Origin of the sequence: Selenomonas timonae (assembly GCF_014250475.1) — a bacterium.
In the GTDB taxonomy this organism is placed as follows: Bacteria; Bacillota; Negativicutes; order Selenomonadales; family Selenomonadaceae; genus Centipeda; species Centipeda timonae.
Genome location: NZ_CP060204.1, coordinates 1,761,654 through 1,778,086 on the forward strand (window position 1 = coordinate 1,761,654; position 16,433 = coordinate 1,778,086).

13 protein-coding genes are annotated in these 16,433 nt (G+C 59.4%); 10 read left to right on the plus strand and 3 right to left on the minus strand.

Annotation, left to right across the window (positions count from 1 at the left end):
- Positions 1-80: 80 nt before the first annotated feature.
- The 7 genes from H1B31_RS08525 to H1B31_RS08555 all read left to right on the plus strand — a co-directional run bounded on the left by H1B31_RS08525 (position 81) and on the right by H1B31_RS08555 (position 6,946).
- Positions 81-1,364 carry a threonine/serine exporter family protein gene (locus H1B31_RS08525; protein WP_185980001.1) on the plus strand — a complete coding sequence of 428 codons (1,284 nt, stop codon included), beginning with the start codon at positions 81-83 and terminating at the stop codon, positions 1,362-1,364.
- 5 nt (positions 1,365-1,369) lie between these two features.
- Positions 1,370-2,557, plus strand: a complete 1,188-nt coding sequence (locus H1B31_RS08530; protein WP_185980002.1) for a multidrug effflux MFS transporter — start codon at positions 1,370-1,372, stop codon at positions 2,555-2,557.
- Between the two features lie 13 nt (positions 2,558-2,570).
- Positions 2,571-3,227 carry an HAD family hydrolase gene (locus tag H1B31_RS08535; protein ID WP_185980003.1) on the plus strand — a complete coding sequence of 219 codons (657 nt, stop codon included), beginning with the start codon at positions 2,571-2,573 and terminating at the stop codon, positions 3,225-3,227.
- Positions 3,228-3,289: 62 nt separating this feature from the next.
- On the plus strand, positions 3,290-3,967 hold the full coding sequence (locus tag H1B31_RS08540; protein ID WP_185980004.1) for a response regulator transcription factor: 678 nt from the start codon (positions 3,290-3,292) through the stop codon (positions 3,965-3,967).
- Positions 3,964-5,265, plus strand: coding sequence for a sensor histidine kinase (locus H1B31_RS08545; RefSeq protein ID WP_185980005.1), 1,302 nt, complete (start codon positions 3,964-3,966; stop codon positions 5,263-5,265). The genes H1B31_RS08540 and H1B31_RS08545 overlap by 4 nt, the downstream gene beginning before the upstream one ends.
- Positions 5,266-5,273: 8 nt before the next feature.
- Complete coding sequence (locus H1B31_RS08550) at positions 5,274-6,110, plus strand: energy-coupling factor transporter ATPase (protein WP_185980006.1); 837 nt, start codon at positions 5,274-5,276, stop codon at positions 6,108-6,110.
- Positions 6,095-6,946, plus strand: a complete 852-nt coding sequence (locus H1B31_RS08555; RefSeq protein WP_185980007.1) for an energy-coupling factor transporter ATPase — start codon at positions 6,095-6,097, stop codon at positions 6,944-6,946. Before H1B31_RS08550 ends, H1B31_RS08555 begins: the two co-directional genes overlap by 16 nt.
- Before the next feature lie 42 nt (positions 6,947-6,988).
- On the opposite strand, the gene H1B31_RS08560 is transcribed toward H1B31_RS08555, so the two are convergent.
- The gene (locus H1B31_RS08560) at positions 6,989-8,206 is read right to left on the minus strand and encodes an HD-GYP domain-containing protein (RefSeq protein ID WP_185980008.1); all 1,218 of its coding nucleotides are present in this window, start codon (positions 8,204-8,206) and stop codon (positions 6,989-6,991) included.
- Positions 8,207-8,417: 211 nt separating this feature from the next.
- Between H1B31_RS08560 and H1B31_RS08565 the strand changes: the two genes are divergently transcribed.
- The 3 genes from H1B31_RS08565 to recD2 are packed head-to-tail and all read left to right on the plus strand — an operon-like array spanning position 8,418 to position 13,972.
- A complete protein-coding gene (locus H1B31_RS08565; RefSeq protein WP_185980009.1) occupies positions 8,418-9,884 on the plus strand; it encodes an LCP family protein in 1,467 nt (488 codons plus the stop codon).
- Between the two features lies 1 nt (position 9,885).
- Positions 9,886-11,802: an ABC-F family ATP-binding cassette domain-containing protein gene (locus tag H1B31_RS08570; RefSeq protein WP_037345854.1), complete on the plus strand. Its 1,917-nt coding sequence runs from the start codon at positions 9,886-9,888 to the stop codon at positions 11,800-11,802.
- Between the two features lies 1 nt (position 11,803).
- Entirely contained in the window at positions 11,804-13,972 is a 2,169-nt protein-coding gene (gene recD2, locus H1B31_RS08575; RefSeq protein ID WP_185980010.1) for an SF1B family DNA helicase RecD2, read from the plus strand.
- Between the two features lie 177 nt (positions 13,973-14,149).
- On the opposite strand, the gene H1B31_RS08580 is transcribed toward recD2, so the two are convergent.
- Both H1B31_RS08580 and H1B31_RS08585 read right to left on the minus strand, forming a co-directional pair.
- Entirely contained in the window at positions 14,150-15,013 is an 864-nt protein-coding gene (locus H1B31_RS08580; RefSeq protein ID WP_185980011.1) for a beta-carotene 15,15'-monooxygenase, read from the minus strand.
- The gene (locus tag H1B31_RS08585; RefSeq protein WP_185980012.1) at positions 15,010-16,416 is read right to left on the minus strand and encodes an ATP-binding protein; all 1,407 of its coding nucleotides are present in this window, start codon (positions 16,414-16,416) and stop codon (positions 15,010-15,012) included. Before H1B31_RS08585 ends, H1B31_RS08580 begins: the two co-directional genes overlap by 4 nt.
- Between the last annotated feature and the right edge of the window lie 17 nt (positions 16,417-16,433).

The window sequence follows — 16,433 nt, forward strand, 5'->3', positions numbered from 1 at the left end:
ATGACAGCAGAGTCTCAAGGCGGGACTCTGCTGTTTTTCTCTGAAAAGGCGTGACAAGACCGTCAACTCATGCTATAACTATGTTCATTATGATAAACGAAGCAGCACGAATCAACATCAACAACATCCTCGAGCGCGCAATCGACATCGGGCAGCGCATGCTCGTTACGGGCGCGGAGGTCAGCCGCGTGGAGCGCACGATCAACTTCATTTGCCGCGCCTACGGCGTGCGCCATGTGGACGTGATGGTCATTACGACGAGCATCATTGTGACGCTGCGTGGCAACGACATCGGCGTCCTTACGCAGATGCGGCGCGTGCCGGGGCAGAACTTCGACTTTCAGCGGCTCAAGGCGCTGAATCAGCTCTCGCGCGAGATCTGCGCGAACCCGAAGACCTCGGATGAGATCAAGGCGCGCATTCGCGAGATCGATACGATGGAGACCATCTCCCTCAAGGCGTCTCTCTTCTATTGGGCGCTGATCGCCGCGAGCTTCTCCGCATTCTTTGGCGGACGACTCGAGGATGCCGTCTGCGCGGGCATCGTCGGCGTTTTTCTGCGCCTCGTGCAGTATCTGCTCGGGCAGACGAAGCTGAATCCGTACTTTGCGCTCGTCCTGCTCAGCTTTATCGGGGGCATCCTCGCGAACTCCTTCATGTGGGTCGGCATGGACATTCATCCCGCTGCAATCAATATGGGCAATATCATGCCTGTGATTCCGGGGCTGGCTCTGATGAATTCGATTCGTGATATGTTCAGTCAGGAGACAATCTCGGGGCTCATCAAGAGCGCAGAGGCGTTCATCCTGAGCCTGCTCATCGCGACGGGCTTTGCGTTCAGCGCGACGGGCACGCTCATCGCCTTTGAAACGACATGGTGGGTGTATCTGCTAACCTCGTTTGTCGGCGGCTTCTGCTTCCACCTGCTCTGGCACGGGCACATCAAGGACGCTGCCGTGGGCGCAGTCGTCTGCATGGGTGCGTGGGGCTTTACGATGCTCTTTGTCGCGATGGAGTGGAACGAGTTCGCGGGCTATTTTGCAGGCGCGGTCTTTGCCACGATTGCGGCGGAGATTCTCGCGCGCTTCTACAAAAGCCCCGCGACCATCTTCCTCATTATCGGTGTCATTGCGATGGTGCCCGGCGGTTCGCTGTACCGCACAATGTTCTACGCCGTTGCGGCAGACTGGGAGAGGTTCGGCGCGCAAGGCATCAAGACCTTCCTCTACGCCGTATCCATTGCGGCGGGCATCGTGATTGCAACGGCAATCTGGGAGACGGTCAAGGCATGGCTCATAAAGCAGAAGAAAAACATTGGGACTTCTGACACAGAGACCTGCTGCGAAACACAGGGGGAAAGCTAAACGATATGGCAATGAACACGCGCACGCGCCTGTGGCTGACGATTTTTCTCGGCATCATGACGGCGATTGCGCCGCTCTCGACCGATATGTACCTGCCCGCGCTGCCCGAGGTGCAGACGGACTTTGCTGTGTCAACTTCGCTCGTCCAGCTGACGCTGACAATGACGACGCTCGGCATGGCGCTCGGGCAGATTCTCGCGGGGCCTCTGAGCGACCTCCACGGGCGTCGCATTCCACTCTTCATCGGGATGCTCGTCTTTATCGGCGCAACGCTCGGCTGCGTCCTCGCCGAGGACATCTATCTCTTCCTCTTCTTCCGCTTCTTTGCAGGATTTGCGGGGGCGAGCGGCATTGTGATCGCGCGTGCGATTGCGCGCGATGTCTGCGAGGGCGCGGAGCTGACGCGTTTCTTTGCGGTCTTGATGATGGTAAACGGCTTCGCGCCGATCATTGCACCGATCATCGGCGGTCAGATTCTCTTCTTTGCCGAATGGCGCGCGACCTTCGTACTCCTCACGCTCATCGGTGTCCTCCTCGCAGGGGCGACCCTCATCTATCGGGAGACCCTGCCGAAGGAGAAGCGGAGCGCGAATATGACCGATTCGCTGAAGAAATTTCCCGCGCTCCTACGTGACCGCTACTTCCTCGGGCACTGCCTCCTGCAGTGCTTCGTGTTCGGCGCGTTCTTCTCGTATCTCTCGGGATCTTCCTTTGTCTTTCAGAACATCTATGCCGTCTCGCCGCAGGTCTACAGCATAATCTTTGCCGTGATCGGCGCGGGACTCCTGCTCGCGGGCGTTCTGCCCGCGCGATTGGCGGGGCGTGTGCCGGACATCGTCATGCTGAAATACGCCGTACTTGTGCCGTTCGTGGGGAGCGCGCTGCTCCTCGTCGGCTTTTATTTCTCTGCGCCGATTGCCGTGATTCTCGTCCTGCTCTTCCTGACGGTCGTTCCGCTGTCCGTGATGGGGGCTGCGAGCTTCTCCCTTGCGCTTTCGCGGCAGGGAAAGAACGCGGGCAGCGCCTCGGCGCTCATCGGCTGCTTCTCCATGCTGCTCGGCGCGTGCATGATGCCCGTCGTCGGCATTGCGGGCGATCATACGGCGATTCCAATGGGGTTCATCATGCTGACGGGCTACGGACTGGGTACCCTCGTTTTTTACCGCATGATTGCGGCAGATCACATAAAATAGGAGGCGAAATTAAATGAAGGCATTTATCTATGACATGGACGGCGTGATTGTCGACAGCGAGATCATCCACATGAAGGCGGAGACAATCCTCCTTGCGCGCTATGGCATCGAGACGGACGAAGCTCTGCTCATGCCGTACCGCGGCACGAGTGACGCAACGATGTTCGAGGATATCAAGGACAAATACGATGCATCCTATGATGTGGCGGGCATTGTTGCGGAAAAGGATGTGCTGATGCGGCATCTGCTTCAAACAGAGGAGTTGATTGCGATCGATGGCGCGCTCGACCTCATCAAGGCGACCAATGCGCTGCGCGCGCGCGGCATCCGCACGGCCATTGCAAGCTCGAGCCCCTATGAAACAATCAACCATGTCACAGAGACGTTGGGGATTGCGGACAAATTCGACGCCATCGTCTCGGGCGCGGAGCTTCCCATGTCGAAGCCCGATCCGACGATCTACTTGCAGACGGCGGAGCTGCTCGGCGTTGCTCCTGCGGACTGCCTTGTCCTCGAGGATGCTGCGGTGGGGGCACAGGCGGCAGTGCGTGCGGGGATGACCTGCATCGGATTCTGCAGCCCGCACAGCGGTGTACAGGACTTCTCAGGCTGTGCGCGCATTGTGCACAATCTGTCGGAAATTGATCTGAATTCGTACTTTGGCGAATAAAAAATCGCTTTCAGCTATCTTTCACCCCGTTTTCCTATAATTTTCGATAGGGAGATGATATTATGCGCGTGCTTTTGGCAGAGGACGATCTGCGCCTCGGAAAGCTCATTCAATATATGCTCGAACAGAATGACATCACGGTGGAGTGGGTCACGGACGGCAAGGACATCTATGAGTATGCGACCTATACGGAGTACGACATCCTGATCCTGGACTGGATGATGCCGGGAGAGACGGGCGTGGAGGCGTGTGCGCGCCTGCGCCGCAATGGGTATGACCGCGCAATACTCATGCTGACGGCGCGCGATTCTGTGGAGGATCGCGTGACGGGGCTGGATGCGGGCGCGGATGACTACCTCGTCAAGCCGTTCGAGTTCTCAGAGCTGCTCGCGCGTCTGCGCGCGCTTGGGCGGCGTGCGACGCAGAGGATTCAGCACGAGGTGGATGAGATCGGCGGATTCAAGCTGAACCGCACGGCGAATATTCTCGAGAAGAACGGCAAGGTGATTCAGCTCTCGCCGCGCGAGTTCCAGCTGTTTGATCTTCTTGCACAGAATATCGGCATCGTCGTGCCGCGCGACATCATTCTCGACCGCATCTGGGGGCTTGAGGCGGATGTCAGTTCGAACAACATTGACTCCTATATGAAGATGCTGCGCAAGAAGCTCGACGCAGCGGGCGAGGGCGATGCGATCAAGACGATTCGTGGCGTCGGTTACAAATTGGAGACGCCGCATTGAACGAGCAGAACGTATTCGGCCGCAGCCGACTGCGGCTCATGCTCCGCTATGCGCTTGTCATGGGAGGACTGGTCATCGTCCTCCTCTTTGCCATGCACAAGACGATGGAGTGGGCGATCACGTCAGAGCAGGCGCGTGAGCTCCTTGATACGGCGGACAGCGTCTCCGAGTCACAGGCATACGCGCTGCTCCATGCAGACACGGATGTGGACGAGACGCAGCTGTACCGCAGCACGAACGACCGCCTCTTCTACTATGTGTTCGACGGGCAGGGGCGGCTCGTCAGCTTCTCGCGCGCCTCGTACCGCATCGAGTCCTTTGTGCTCGACATCGTGGGCGTATGGGATGCACCCGAGCGGGAGGTGCGCGTCTTTACAAAGACGAACGAGCGCGGCGCGTCGACGAAGGTGATGATGACGGCGCAGACCGTATTCAGCCCGCCGTTGCCCGTCCAGACGGTCTACGTCGGCAAGGATGTCACCGCCATGTACAACGGCATGGAGAAGGCGACATGGGCGCTCGCCGTCCTCGGGGGACTCGCACTCATCTGCGCCGCAGCGGTCGGCTACGTGCTCTCGGGCGGCGCGATGAAGCCCGTGCGCGAGGCATACGAGCGTCAGCGCCAGTTCGCCGCCGATGCCTCGCATGAGCTGCGCACGCCGCTCGCCGTCGTGCTTGCCTCGGCAGATCTGCTGCGGAGCGATCCTTCGATCACCTCGCCCTTTTTGAAGCAGGTCATCGAGGATGTGCGCGACGAGGTCAAGAAGATGACGAAGCTCGTCGGCGACCTCCTCACCGTCGCACGTACAGATGGCAGGGCAAACCAGCTGAAGCCCGTGCGTATGGATCTCGTCGCCGCCGCACAGCAGACGGTACGCATCATGCGCCCATTTGCCGAGAAGAAGGACATCGTCATCGCCGAGGAGCTGCCGAAGCGCACGGAGATCAATGCGGACGAGCAGAAGATCCGTCAGCTCATCCTGATCCTCGTCGACAATGCAGTCAAGTATACGCCGGAGCATGGGCGCATCACTGTCTCACTGCAGGAGGAGAAGGGGGGCGTTCAGCTCTCCGTCGCGGATACGGGCATCGGCATTGCGCCCGAGGATCAGGAGCGCATCTTTGACCGCTTCTACCGCGTGGACAAGGCGCGCTCACGTCGCATGGGCGGCAACGGACTGGGACTTGCTATTGCGCGCGAGATCGCGGAGGCGCACGGAGGGGCGATTGCGGTCGAAAGCGAGATGGGCAAGGGCACGACATTCCGCGTACACCTCAAAACACGCATAAAGAATTAGAGAGAACTATGGCAGAGAAATTTTTTGAACTCGATCATGTCACCCACGTCTACCAAAGCGGTGAGGGCGAGGGACACGAGGCGCTGCGCGGCGTCACCCTCTCCATCGGCGCGGGGGAGTTCGTTGCGGTGCTCGGCGCGAATGGCTCGGGCAAGTCGACCCTCGCGCGCCATCTAAACGCACTCCTCCTTCCGAGCGAGGGGCACTGCTATGTGCGCGGCATGGATACGCGCGACGAGGCACTGCGCTGGGACATCAGACAGGAGGTCAGCATGGTGTTCCAGAATCCGGACAACCAGCTCATTGCGGCGGTTGTGGCGGATGATGTCGCCTTCGGCCCCGAGAACCTCGGCGTGCCGCCTGCAGAGATACGGCGGCGTGTTGCGGATGCGCTCGCGCTTGTCGGCATGGAGCGCTATACACAGGCGGCGCCGCATCTCCTCTCGGGCGGGCAGAAGCAGCGTATCGCCATTGCGGGCGCGATTGCCATGCAGACGCACGCGCTCGTTCTCGACGAGCCGACGGCGATGCTCGACCCGCGCGGCAGGGCAGAGGTACTGAGCGCCGTAGAGAGGCTGCACGAGGAGCAGGGCATGACGATCGTCTACATCACGCATTTTATGGAAGAGGCGATTGCGGCTGACCGCATCGTACTGATGGATGCGGGGCAGGTCGTCATGGACGGCACGCCGCGCGAGATCTTCTCGCAGCCGGAGAAGGTGCGTGCACTGGGACTGGATGTGCCCCTTGCCGCCGACATCGCCGAACGCCTCCGGCGCGGCGGGCGGGATCTCCCGCAGGATATCGTAACGGATGAGGAGCTGCTGCATTGTCTATCGAGATAGAATCACTGTCCTACACCTACATGGAGGACACGCCGCTTTCGCACACTGCGCTGCACGATGTCACACTGACGATCAGAGAGGGCGCATTTACGGCGATTGCGGGGGAGACGGGCGCGGGCAAATCCACGCTCATGCAGCTCATCGGCGGACTTCTCACGCCGACAGCAGGGCAGGTGCGTGTCGATGGCGTCAGCCTCTATGGTAAAAGCAAAGCGGAAAAAGAGGCGGCACGCACGGCGCGCTTTCGCGTCGGCATGGTATTCCAATATCCCGAGCATCAGCTCTTCGAGGAGACGGTCTATGAGGACATTGCCTTCGGCCCGCGCAATCAGGGGCTGACGGATGGCGAGGTCGAAGCCCGCGTGCGCGAGGCGATGGAACTCGTCCATCTGCCCGAGACATATCGTGATCGCTCCCCATTCGCACTCTCGGGCGGCGAGCGCAGACGCGTCGCGATTGCGGGCGTACTCGCGCTCGCACCGCACTACCTCGTGCTCGACGAGCCGGCGGCAGGACTCGACCCGCGCGGACGTGAGGCGCTGCTCTCCATGCTCACCATGCTCTACAGGGAGCGCGGCGTCAGCATCGTCCTCGTCTCACACAGCATGGAGGACATCCTGCGTGTTGCCAATCACATGGTCATCCTCGCGGGCGGGCAGGTGATTGGCGAGGGGACGCCCCAGGAGCTCTTTCGTCAGGACGAACTCCTCGCGCGCGCCGCACTTGCCGCGCCGCATCTCCTGCAGCTTGGACAGAAGCTCGACGCTGCGGGCTATCCCGTCGCAGACTGCATGACAGTGGAGGAGATGGCGGCAAAGATTTTGGAAGAACGATAAATGCACAAAAAACCGGACAGTCACGTCCGGTTTTTTTGTATTTCAGTATGATCTCATGCGCATGCGCGGCGAGGTGGGGACTCCGGAGGGCTTTATTCCTGCCGCCTTGTCCTTCTCACGCTCTTCCTCGAGGTAGTAAGAAGGATCGACGCCCAGCTCATGGATGAAATGGTAGAGGTCATTGCCCGTTGGAACGACCTGTATTGATTCGGCACCATCCTTCTCCTCGGAGAGATCGATGACCGTGCGCTGACTCAGCAGCTTGCCGTTGGTATCGGCAAAGAGGATGATGACGGGCGTTGTCGTGCGCCCGAACTTGCTCTCCTTCACAACGGCAAAGCCAAACGTGGTCTTGAGCACCGCACCCTCGGGATAGAGGGCGACATTGTTGAAGAACAGATCGAGCAGTTTCGGGTCGAACTGCCCCTTGTTGATGTTGTGCATGATGTTGTAGGCGATGTTTGGCATATACGCCTTCTTGTAGGGGCGCTCGCTCGTGAGGGCATCGTAGACATCTGCAATCGCCGCAATCTTTGCAAAGCGGTGCATTTCATCGCCCTTAATGCCGCGCGGATAGCCCGTTCCGTCGATGTGCTCGTGATGCTGACCCGCGATTGCCGCAAGTATGCTCGATTTTGGCAGCCCCGGCATCTTCAGGATGCGCCGCGCACCATCGGAGGGGTGCTTCTTCATGATGTCGAACTCGCTGTTGCTCAGACTGCGGTTCTTGTTGAGAATATCCGTATGCACCTCGATCTTTCCGAGATCGTGCAGAAGTCCGCCGAGCGTGATGAGCGACAGATCCTCCTTCGGTAGATGACAGAGCATCCCCATCATCGCGGAGAGGACGGCGACGTTGACGCTGTGTGCAAAGGTATAGGCGTCATGCGTGCGGATGTCCGTCAGCTGGACGAGGTTTTCATGGTTGTCGAAAAGGTCGAAGACAATCGCATCCGTCACCTTTTGCAGGGCAGGGATGTCGAGCGTCCCGCTTTCCTCGATCGATTGAAACGTATCGTAGACAGCGCCGATTGCCTTGACGCGCGTCTTCTCCTCGATCACATCGGGCGGCGGCGGAAGCTTGTGGCTCGGGTCCATGGAGGTCACGGTAATATTTTGAATGCCGAGCTGATGCAGTTTTCGAATATAGTCAATCGTAACCGGCTGTCCCTTGACGAGGTAGCTTCCCCCTGCGGTATTGAACAGACTCTGCCCAAGCACCATGCCATCCTTTAACTTCGAGACAGGAAGTCGTAGCATTTTTTCCCCCTTGCTCCGTTCGGTATGTATCGCCGCATTCTGCCGACAAGAGCAGCTCCCCTGATTGCGGTCAAATAGTATTGATAGATATGTTAAGTTTACATGAAATACTATATTTTGTAAAGAGGAATAGGTCTCATCATTCCATTTGCATGGAACTCTTGTTTTTGTTATACTGATAACAATCTATTGGGAGAGGACGATATACGGATTGTCACAGGAAAAATCACCGCACGAAAAAGCGGACCGTACATTCATCAAATACGCAGGGGCTGTATTCGCACTGTCCTTTTTGCTCGTCTGCGGCATCTACTATGCAAGCTCTTACTTCATGTCAGGCTCGCTGCGCGATGTGAATGCGTTCGCCGATCTGCCGGAACATGAGCTGGGCTATGTGCTCCTCATGGGAGTCGACCGCAGGGAGGGGGATGTCGGCCGCAGCGATACGCTGATGCTCGCTGCCGTCGATGAGGAGAACGGGCGCGCGGCGCTGCTCTCGATCCCTCGCGATACGCGCATCGAGGTCGGCAGCTATGGCTACGATAAGATCAATCACGCCTATGCGTTCGGCGGGCACGAGATGACGCTCGCCTCGGTCAGTGCGCTCGTAGGTGCTCCCGTCACGCATTACATCATGATCGACACCTCGGCGTTCGAGCGGATTGTAGATGCCGTCGGCGGCGTGGACATCGACGTTGAGAAGCGGATGTACTATGAGGATCCGTGGGACGACAACGGCGGCCTCGTCATCGACCTCCAAGCCGGGGAGCAGCATATGAACGGCGCACAGGCGATTCAATACGTGCGCTATCGTGACGGCGAGGGGGATATCGGGCGCATTGGGCGGCAACAGCGCTTTATGCGCGCACTCCTGGCACAATTCCTCTCTCCGCAGGTACTCCCGCGCCTTGCGGCAGTCGTCGATGAGGTGAAGAATGCGGTTGATACGGATCTGACAACGCGCCAGCTGCTGACGCTGGCAACGCGTCTCAAGGACATGGAGTCGGACGGCATCTCCATGCAGATGGTTGCGGGAACCCCTGCCTATCTCGGCGATGTGAGCTACTGGATTCCAGATCTTGTGGAGACACGCAGAGAGCTCTTTGCAGGCGTGGGCAAGGAAATGTCCGAGCGCATGCAGGAGGCGGCGGAGCACGATGCAGCCGTCTATCGGAAGGACATGCCGGAGCGACTGCGCATCATGGCGGAAGAGGACGACAGGGAGCTGCTGCCCTCCTCTGAGGAACTGCTCGCAGAGGGTGACCGTGTGATCGGAGAGCAGCGTGCTGAGCGCAGCGCTGCCGAGAAGAAAGCTGCGGTGCAGAGAGAAGAGGCGAAGGAGAAGCAGGAACCTGCGCCGGTAAAGAAGAGCAGCAAGGATACTGCGGACGATATCTCTGTTATGATTATCAATGCGAGCGGCATCGACGGTGCGGGTGCGGAGATTGCCGATACGCTGCGAGCAAAGGGATTCCGTATTTCGAGTGTGGAAACGGGGAATGCGTCTGACCGTCCAAAGACAGCAATCATGACGGCAGAAACACACGTGAACCTATTCTACGGCATGCCGTTCCCCTGCGTCATCATGCCTGTCGACGGGGCGGGAGAGCAGCAGGCGATTGTCATCATTGGGCGCGACTATCGGCCTGATGCCGTACATGCGGATGGAGAAGAGTGATATGGGGAGCTTGAAGGTCATTGGTCTCGAAAAGGCGTACGGCATACGGACGCTCTTTTCACATGTGAATTTCGAAGTACAGCGTGGGGACAAGGTCGGGCTCGTCGGCGCAAACGGCACGGGCAAGACGACGCTCATGCGCATTCTGCTCGGACGTGAGGAAAGCGACGGCGGCCAGATCGTAATGGATCGTGCCGATACCGTCGGCTATGTCGAGCAGCAGGCGGTATTCTCCCATGACACGCTCTACGAAGAGCTGCGCAGCGCGTTCTCCGACCTCATTGCGCTGCGTGCGGAGAAGGAGCGCATGGAGCAGGACATTGCCGGCGGAGCGGCGAGCGAGGAGGAGCTTGCCGCATACGGGAACCTCGTGACGCGCTTCGAGGCGATGGACGGCTACGACTTCGAGAGCCGCATTCGCCGCGTTGCATTCGGACTCGGCTTCTCCGAGGCGGATCTTGCAAAGGATGTGCGCCATTTCTCCGGCGGGCAGACGACGCGCATCTGCCTTGCGAAGGCACTGCTGCGCGAGCCGGACTTTCTCTTCCTCGATGAGCCGACGAACCATCTGGACATTGGCATGATCGAGTGGCTCGAAAAATTCCTGCAATCCTATCGCGGTGGAGTCCTCCTGATCTCGCATGACCGCTACTTCCTCGACCGCGTTGCAACGCGGATATTGGAGCTTGATCACGCCGAGGTGACGGCGTACGCGGGCAACTACACGCACTATATGCGCGTGAAGAACGACCGCCGTGCGGCTCTCCTGAGTGCCTATGAGAAGCAGCAGGCGCAGATCAAGAAGACCGAGGAGTACATCAGCCGCTATCGGGCGGGTATCAAGGCGAAGCAGGCGCGTGGGCGGCAGAGCCAGCTGAATCGCCTTGAGCGCATCATGCTCCCGCCCGAGGCAGCGCGCTTCAAGTACTTTGCCTTTACGAAGCCAACGGAGTGCGCGCAGCGCGTGGCGGAGCTTGAGGACATTACATTTGCCTACCCCGGCGGGCAGCGTGTGCTCGACCGCATCTCCCTCCTCATCCGTAAGGGGGACGGCGTGGCGCTCATCGGGGAGAACGGCGTCGGAAAGACGACCCTCCTGCAGATTCTCGTCGGCGAGCTCGAGGCAAGCGGACGCCTGAAGATCGGCAGCCGCGTCAAGATCGGCTACTTCTCGCAGCAGCACGAGGGGCTTGATCCGAGCAAGACCATCCTCGATGAGATCTGCTATACATACGGACTGGACGAGGAGACGGCGCGAAACTATCTGGGCGCATTCCTCTTCCACGGCGACGACGTGCAGCGGCTCATCGGGGCACTCTCGGGCGGCGAGCAAGCACGCGTGGCATTTCTGAAACTCATGCTGACGGGCGCGAACTTCCTCGTACTGGACGAGCCGACGAACCATCTCGACATTCCCGCGCGCGAGGCGGTCGAGGAGGCGCTGATGGCGTTCCCCGGCACATTCATCGCCGTCTCGCATGACCGCTACTTCCTCGATAAGACGGCAAACTGCACGCTCGAACTGCGTGACGGGAAGATCACGGAGTATCTCGGCAACTACAGCTACTATCTGATGAAAAAGGAAGCCGAGGCAGAGGAAGCGGCAGAAGAGCGCGGGGCGGAGAAGAGGGAACGTCCCGCTCCCGCACAGGCACAGCAGCCGCGTGCGGAGAAGACGCCGCCAAAGGCAGCCGTGCATAACGCCATTCCCGCCGCGCGGCGGCAGGAGATGCTTGAGCGCACGGAGGCGGAGATTGCGATGGCGGAGGCGGAGCTCAAGGGGCTCGAGTACGAGATGAACCGCCCCGAGACCCAGCTCGATCCCGAGCGCAGCCGTGAGATCGCCGAGGCGTATGCGGCAAAGGAGCTCGAGATCACGCAGCACTATGAGAAGTGGGAGCAGCTGACGGAGGCGTGACATGGAATTTCAGCAAAATCTTGGCTTTCACTCCGCCGAGGAAGAGCTGACAGGCGTTGTCGACCATATCATCTTTTCTGCGGGAGACGGTGCGTTCTCCGTCTTTCGTCTGCGTCTAGCGCAGCAGGGGAAGTGTACCGCGACTGTGCGCGGGGCAGCGCCCCTCGTCGGTCAGGAGGTGTATCTTGCGGGCAGCTGGGTCACGCATCCGCGCTTTGGGCGCCAGTTCCAGGCGCAGCGAATGCGCGTGAGCGCGCCCACAAGTGCGGCGGGCATCGAGCGCTTTCTCGCGTCAGGTACGATCGACGGCGTTGGCCCCGCGATGGCGCGGCGCATTGTGGAGCGATTCGGCGCGGAGGCACTGCAGATCATCGAGCGCGCGCCGAGCCGCCTGAAAGAGGTCGCGGGCATCGGCCCGAAGACCGTGGAGAAGATCGTCGCCTCCTATATGCGGCAGTCCGAGCTCAGGGACATCATGCTCTGGCTCGAGGAGCACGGCGTCACGGGTGCATATGCTGCGCGCATCTTCAAGGCGTACGGTTCGCTTGCAATCGAGGTGATGGAGAAGGCGCCCTACCGTCTCGCGCAGGAGATCGACGGCATCGGCTTCATCACGGCAGATACCATCGCCGTCGCGGCAGGATGGGAGAAGAACTCCTCCGAGCGCATTGCGGCAGGGCTCTCCTATGAGCTCACGCAGATCTCCTCTGGCGGCCACTGCTGCATTCCGGAGGCCATGCTTGCAGATCGCGCGGCGCAGCGGCTCGGTGTCACGCGGACTGAGGTCATGGAGATCATCAGCCGCGAGGTGAAGATGAGCCGTCTCTATGCCGTGGACGAGATGGGTGAGAGGCTGATCTACGCGCCGCAGCTCTACAAGGCGGAGGAAATGACGGCACGCCTTCTCCTCATGCTGCAGAAGAAGGCGGATCATATTCATGTGCACGATGCGGAGTCTCTCGTTGCCGCATGGGAGTCAGATCATGCGGTCAGCCTTGCCCCCGCACAGCGCGAGGCTGTGATCGCTTCGCTCACGCACGGCGTCCTCGTCTTGACGGGCGGCCCCGGCACGGGCAAGACCACCGTTGTGCGGAGCATGATCGACATCCTCGGCGCGCAGGGGCTTGAGATCCTGCTCGCTGCGCCGACAGGGCGCGCGGCAAAGCGACTCGCGGAGGCGACGGGCTGCCCTGCCGCAACCGTGCACCGCATGCTCGAGGCGCAGGGCAGGGAGGACGGCGAGATGCGCTTCGGGCGCGACGCCGAGACACAGCTCGAGGCGGATGTCATCATCATCGACGAGGTGTCCATGATGGACATTGTGCTTATGCAGCATCTTCTCACCGCCGTGCTTCCCGGCACACACGTCATCCTCGTCGGCGACGTGGATCAGCTGCCTGCCGTCGGCCCTGGCTCCGTGCTCAAGGACATCCTGCGCTCGAACGTCATTCCGAGCGTCCGCCTCACGGAGATCTTCCGACAGAACAATACGGGCACCATTGTGCTGAATGCCCACGCAATCAATGCGGGGCGCGTGCCCTCGTTTACGGAGGCGGATTTCACATTTGTCCCCGCCGTATCGAGTGAGGATGCCGCCGCACAGATCGTCTCGCTCTGCACGCGCCTGCTGCGCGCGGGCACGGGACTCATGGACTTGCAGGTGCTCTCGCCCATGCGGCGCGAGGCGTGTGGGGTTGATCTGCTCAACCGCAGCCTACAGAATGCGCTCAATCCTGCGGGCATGGGCAAGGAGGAGGCTGCCGGCTTCCGCCTCGGCGACAAGGTCATGCAGACGCGGAACGACTATATGAAGAACGTATTCAACGGGGACATCGGGCGCATCACGAGGATTGACTCCGAGCACATGGTTGTGACCTTTGCGGAGAATATGGACATTCCCTATACGCGCGATGAGTTCGGCGCACTCACACTCGCCTATGCGATGAGCGTTCACAAGAGTCAGGGCAGCGAGTACGACATCGTCATCCTGCCACTTGTGCGCGCGCATCACATCATGCTGCAGCGGAACCTCCTCTATACCGCCGTGACGCGCGCGAAGAAGGGCGTTATCATCGTCGGCGACCGCATGGCGCTCTTTGCGGCGGTCAGCAACGACCGCACGCGCCGCCGCTACACCCTCCTCGCAGAGCGGCTGGCGGAGAAAATCTGATTCGAGATCACAAGTGTCCTTATCGGCTCACTGCGTTCGCCACTTCCCCCGTTGCGACGGGGGAGGAGGATCGCGTAAGCAGTGGAAGGGGCGTTTTGAACGCCCAATACGAACAAAAGCATAATAAAGAGCTGTTGTACGAGTCAAAACGACTTTGTGCAACAGCTCTATTTTTGATCACTTCTTTATCTCGGGCATCACAGTAAACTGCTCCGCGAGATTGTGCAGATATGCCGCAAGGTGTTCTCGTCTGCCCTCGCGTGCGAGTTGTGCAATCAACGTCGCATGGTGACTGAGATCGTGACGCATGCGCCGCGAGCTGCGCCAGATCTCCAGCATTGTATGATAGCGCGCCTCCTCTGATTTGCGGATCATCCGCTCGTGCATCTGCCGCTGATGGAGGGCATTCCCTTCCTCCGTATAGCGGGTGAGGAGATCGGACACGCGAAGATACTGGATGAGGGCGAACGGGAGCAGCAGGCGCGCGGCAATGATGGTCGGACGGACGGAGCTGCTCGACGGATCGGCAGCAACTGCGAGCGCAATGAGGATCAGCTCATAGCCGCAGAGGTACATCCAGAGCCTCCAGTCATCCACACGGAGCATGGGCGTGAGCAGATGGCGGATCGTATGCAGCGCAGCAGGCAGAACGAGGAGGAAGAACATCGGGATCAGCAGACATTTCCACAGCCCATGCGGCAGCCCCTCGCCGAAGAAGATCTCCATCGTCGTCCCGAGCGTCGATGCAAGCAGGAGGAGCGGATAGACGAGCAGCGCAATCGACAGGATGCGCAGTGGATGATCGCGGATCACCGCCGTCATATAGAGGAGGGCGAGCGGGCGGCACAGGAGCGCGGTCAGGGACATATCCAATGTGGATGACATCTGTATAGTCATCGTCAAGGAGAGTAGGAGAAGATAGCCGATGATGACGTATGACCGCCTAAAACTTAGACGTTTGCGAAAAAAATAGAAAATCAGGAGATCAAAGGGAGGCGCGCATACAAGTGTATGCAGCAGCCGAATTTCAAAATCACTCATGATATATCGTCTGCCTTCCCGTACTGATCGCTGCTTCCTACAGAAGAGATCTCTCTGTGCGCGCCCATTGCCGCAGTTAGTGTTATATCGACTGCGAAGAGACCGTCCTCGACCGTGACCTCCATCGTGCCGTCATAGCGCGCAAGACTTGTGCGAATGCTTTCCAGCCCTATGCCACGCTCGCTGTGGGCGCGCTTGGACGAGAGCAGATTGCCGTCCGCATCATAGCGCAGCGTGCCGTCAAAGCTGTTGTCCATCGTCAGAAAGAGCAAATCTGCCTGATGTACGAGTGCGAGACGAAGAATACGCTTTGTTCCCGGGGCAAGGCTCTCCATCGCCTCTGCTGCATTGCGGAGGAGATTGCCGAGGATGGCTGTCAGATCGAGCGGGTCGATGGGATTCTCCGTACCGATCTCGATGCGGTACTCCGTACGTGCGCCCAGACGATCAAAGACAGGCTGCCAGTAACCGATGAGGATGTTCACAATTTCATTTGCACAGACAGGAGCATAGCTCGTGTTAATCTGCGCAGCAGCATCGCGCATCAGCTGCTCGATGCCCGCATAGTCCTCGTACGCGAGCTTTTCCTCTGCTTCTTCAATCAGCTCTGTGAACTGCGCGCGAAAAATTCGTGTCACACGTTCGTTTTCCTCCATTTGCACCGCATTCTGGCGCGTGATCTCCGCCATCTCTGCCTCGTGTGCAAGCTGCTCGCGCAGCGCGCGCTGCCGCAGGCGTTCGTTCATGGCGTAGAGGGCCAGCCCAATGCAGCAGAATGCGCCGATTGCCGCACTCAGACGGACGAAAAGCGCCGTATTTGTTCGCAGCTCATTGAACGGAGACAGGAGAATAGTGAGCACCAGGATGAGCGTACCAAGCCATGCGAGCGGCTTCCAGACGGCGTCGAAGGAGTCATCTGCGAGCAGCGGATCGGCGACTGTACGCCCGTAGTACAGGCAGAACGGAGCGATGACGAGCAGGCTTGCGAGGATGAGCAGCCCTGAGAGCAGGAATGGGATCTCAAATACAGGATAGGCATCCTCGATGGCAAAGACTGCCGTCTGCATACCGAACCAGAGGAGACCGAGCGGGGCGATGATGCAGATCTGCTTGGCAATCGGCACGCGTGTCACTGCAACCAGATAGAAGAAGATAAAGAAGAGAAACGGAAAGGCGATGCGCCGCGAGAAGACCGTGACCGCCTCGATCTGGATGACTGCCTCGATGCCGATGAGCACGAGCAGCCCCGCGATAACCAACTGCGGGGAAAAGCGCAGATAGCGGCGGAAGAGATAGAGACGGATCAGATTCCCGGGCAGAACGTGGACAATCGTATAGAACAGCGTCACCATTGGAACGGCGAGCGGATGCTGCAACAACTCAAATGTAATCGGCAGATTCATGAATCTTCTCCTATATA

What these genes read in the sequence shown, in the direction of transcription:
- H1B31_RS08525 (WP_185980001.1), top strand. Translation starts at nt 81, where the DNA reads ATGTTCATTATGATAAACGAAGCAGCACGAATCAACATCAACAACATC.
- H1B31_RS08540 (WP_185980004.1), top strand. Translation starts at nt 3,290, where the DNA reads ATGCGCGTGCTTTTGGCAGAGGACGATCTGCGCCTCGGAAAGCTCATT.
- H1B31_RS08560 (WP_185980008.1), bottom strand. Translation starts at nt 8,206, where the DNA reads ATGCTACGACTTCCTGTCTCGAAGTTAAAGGATGGCATGGTGCTTGGG.
- H1B31_RS08530 (WP_185980002.1), top strand. Translation starts at nt 1,370, where the DNA reads ATGGCAATGAACACGCGCACGCGCCTGTGGCTGACGATTTTTCTCGGC.
- H1B31_RS08570 (WP_037345854.1), top strand. Translation starts at nt 9,886, where the DNA reads ATGGGGAGCTTGAAGGTCATTGGTCTCGAAAAGGCGTACGGCATACGG.
- H1B31_RS08535 (WP_185980003.1), top strand. Translation starts at nt 2,571, where the DNA reads ATGAAGGCATTTATCTATGACATGGACGGCGTGATTGTCGACAGCGAG.
- recD2 (WP_185980010.1), top strand. Translation starts at nt 11,804, where the DNA reads ATGGAATTTCAGCAAAATCTTGGCTTTCACTCCGCCGAGGAAGAGCTG.
- H1B31_RS08550 (WP_185980006.1), top strand. Translation starts at nt 5,274, where the DNA reads ATGGCAGAGAAATTTTTTGAACTCGATCATGTCACCCACGTCTACCAA.
- H1B31_RS08580 (WP_185980011.1), bottom strand. Translation starts at nt 15,013, where the DNA reads ATGAGTGATTTTGAAATTCGGCTGCTGCATACACTTGTATGCGCGCCT.
- H1B31_RS08585 (WP_185980012.1), bottom strand. Translation starts at nt 16,416, where the DNA reads ATGAATCTGCCGATTACATTTGAGTTGTTGCAGCATCCGCTCGCCGTT.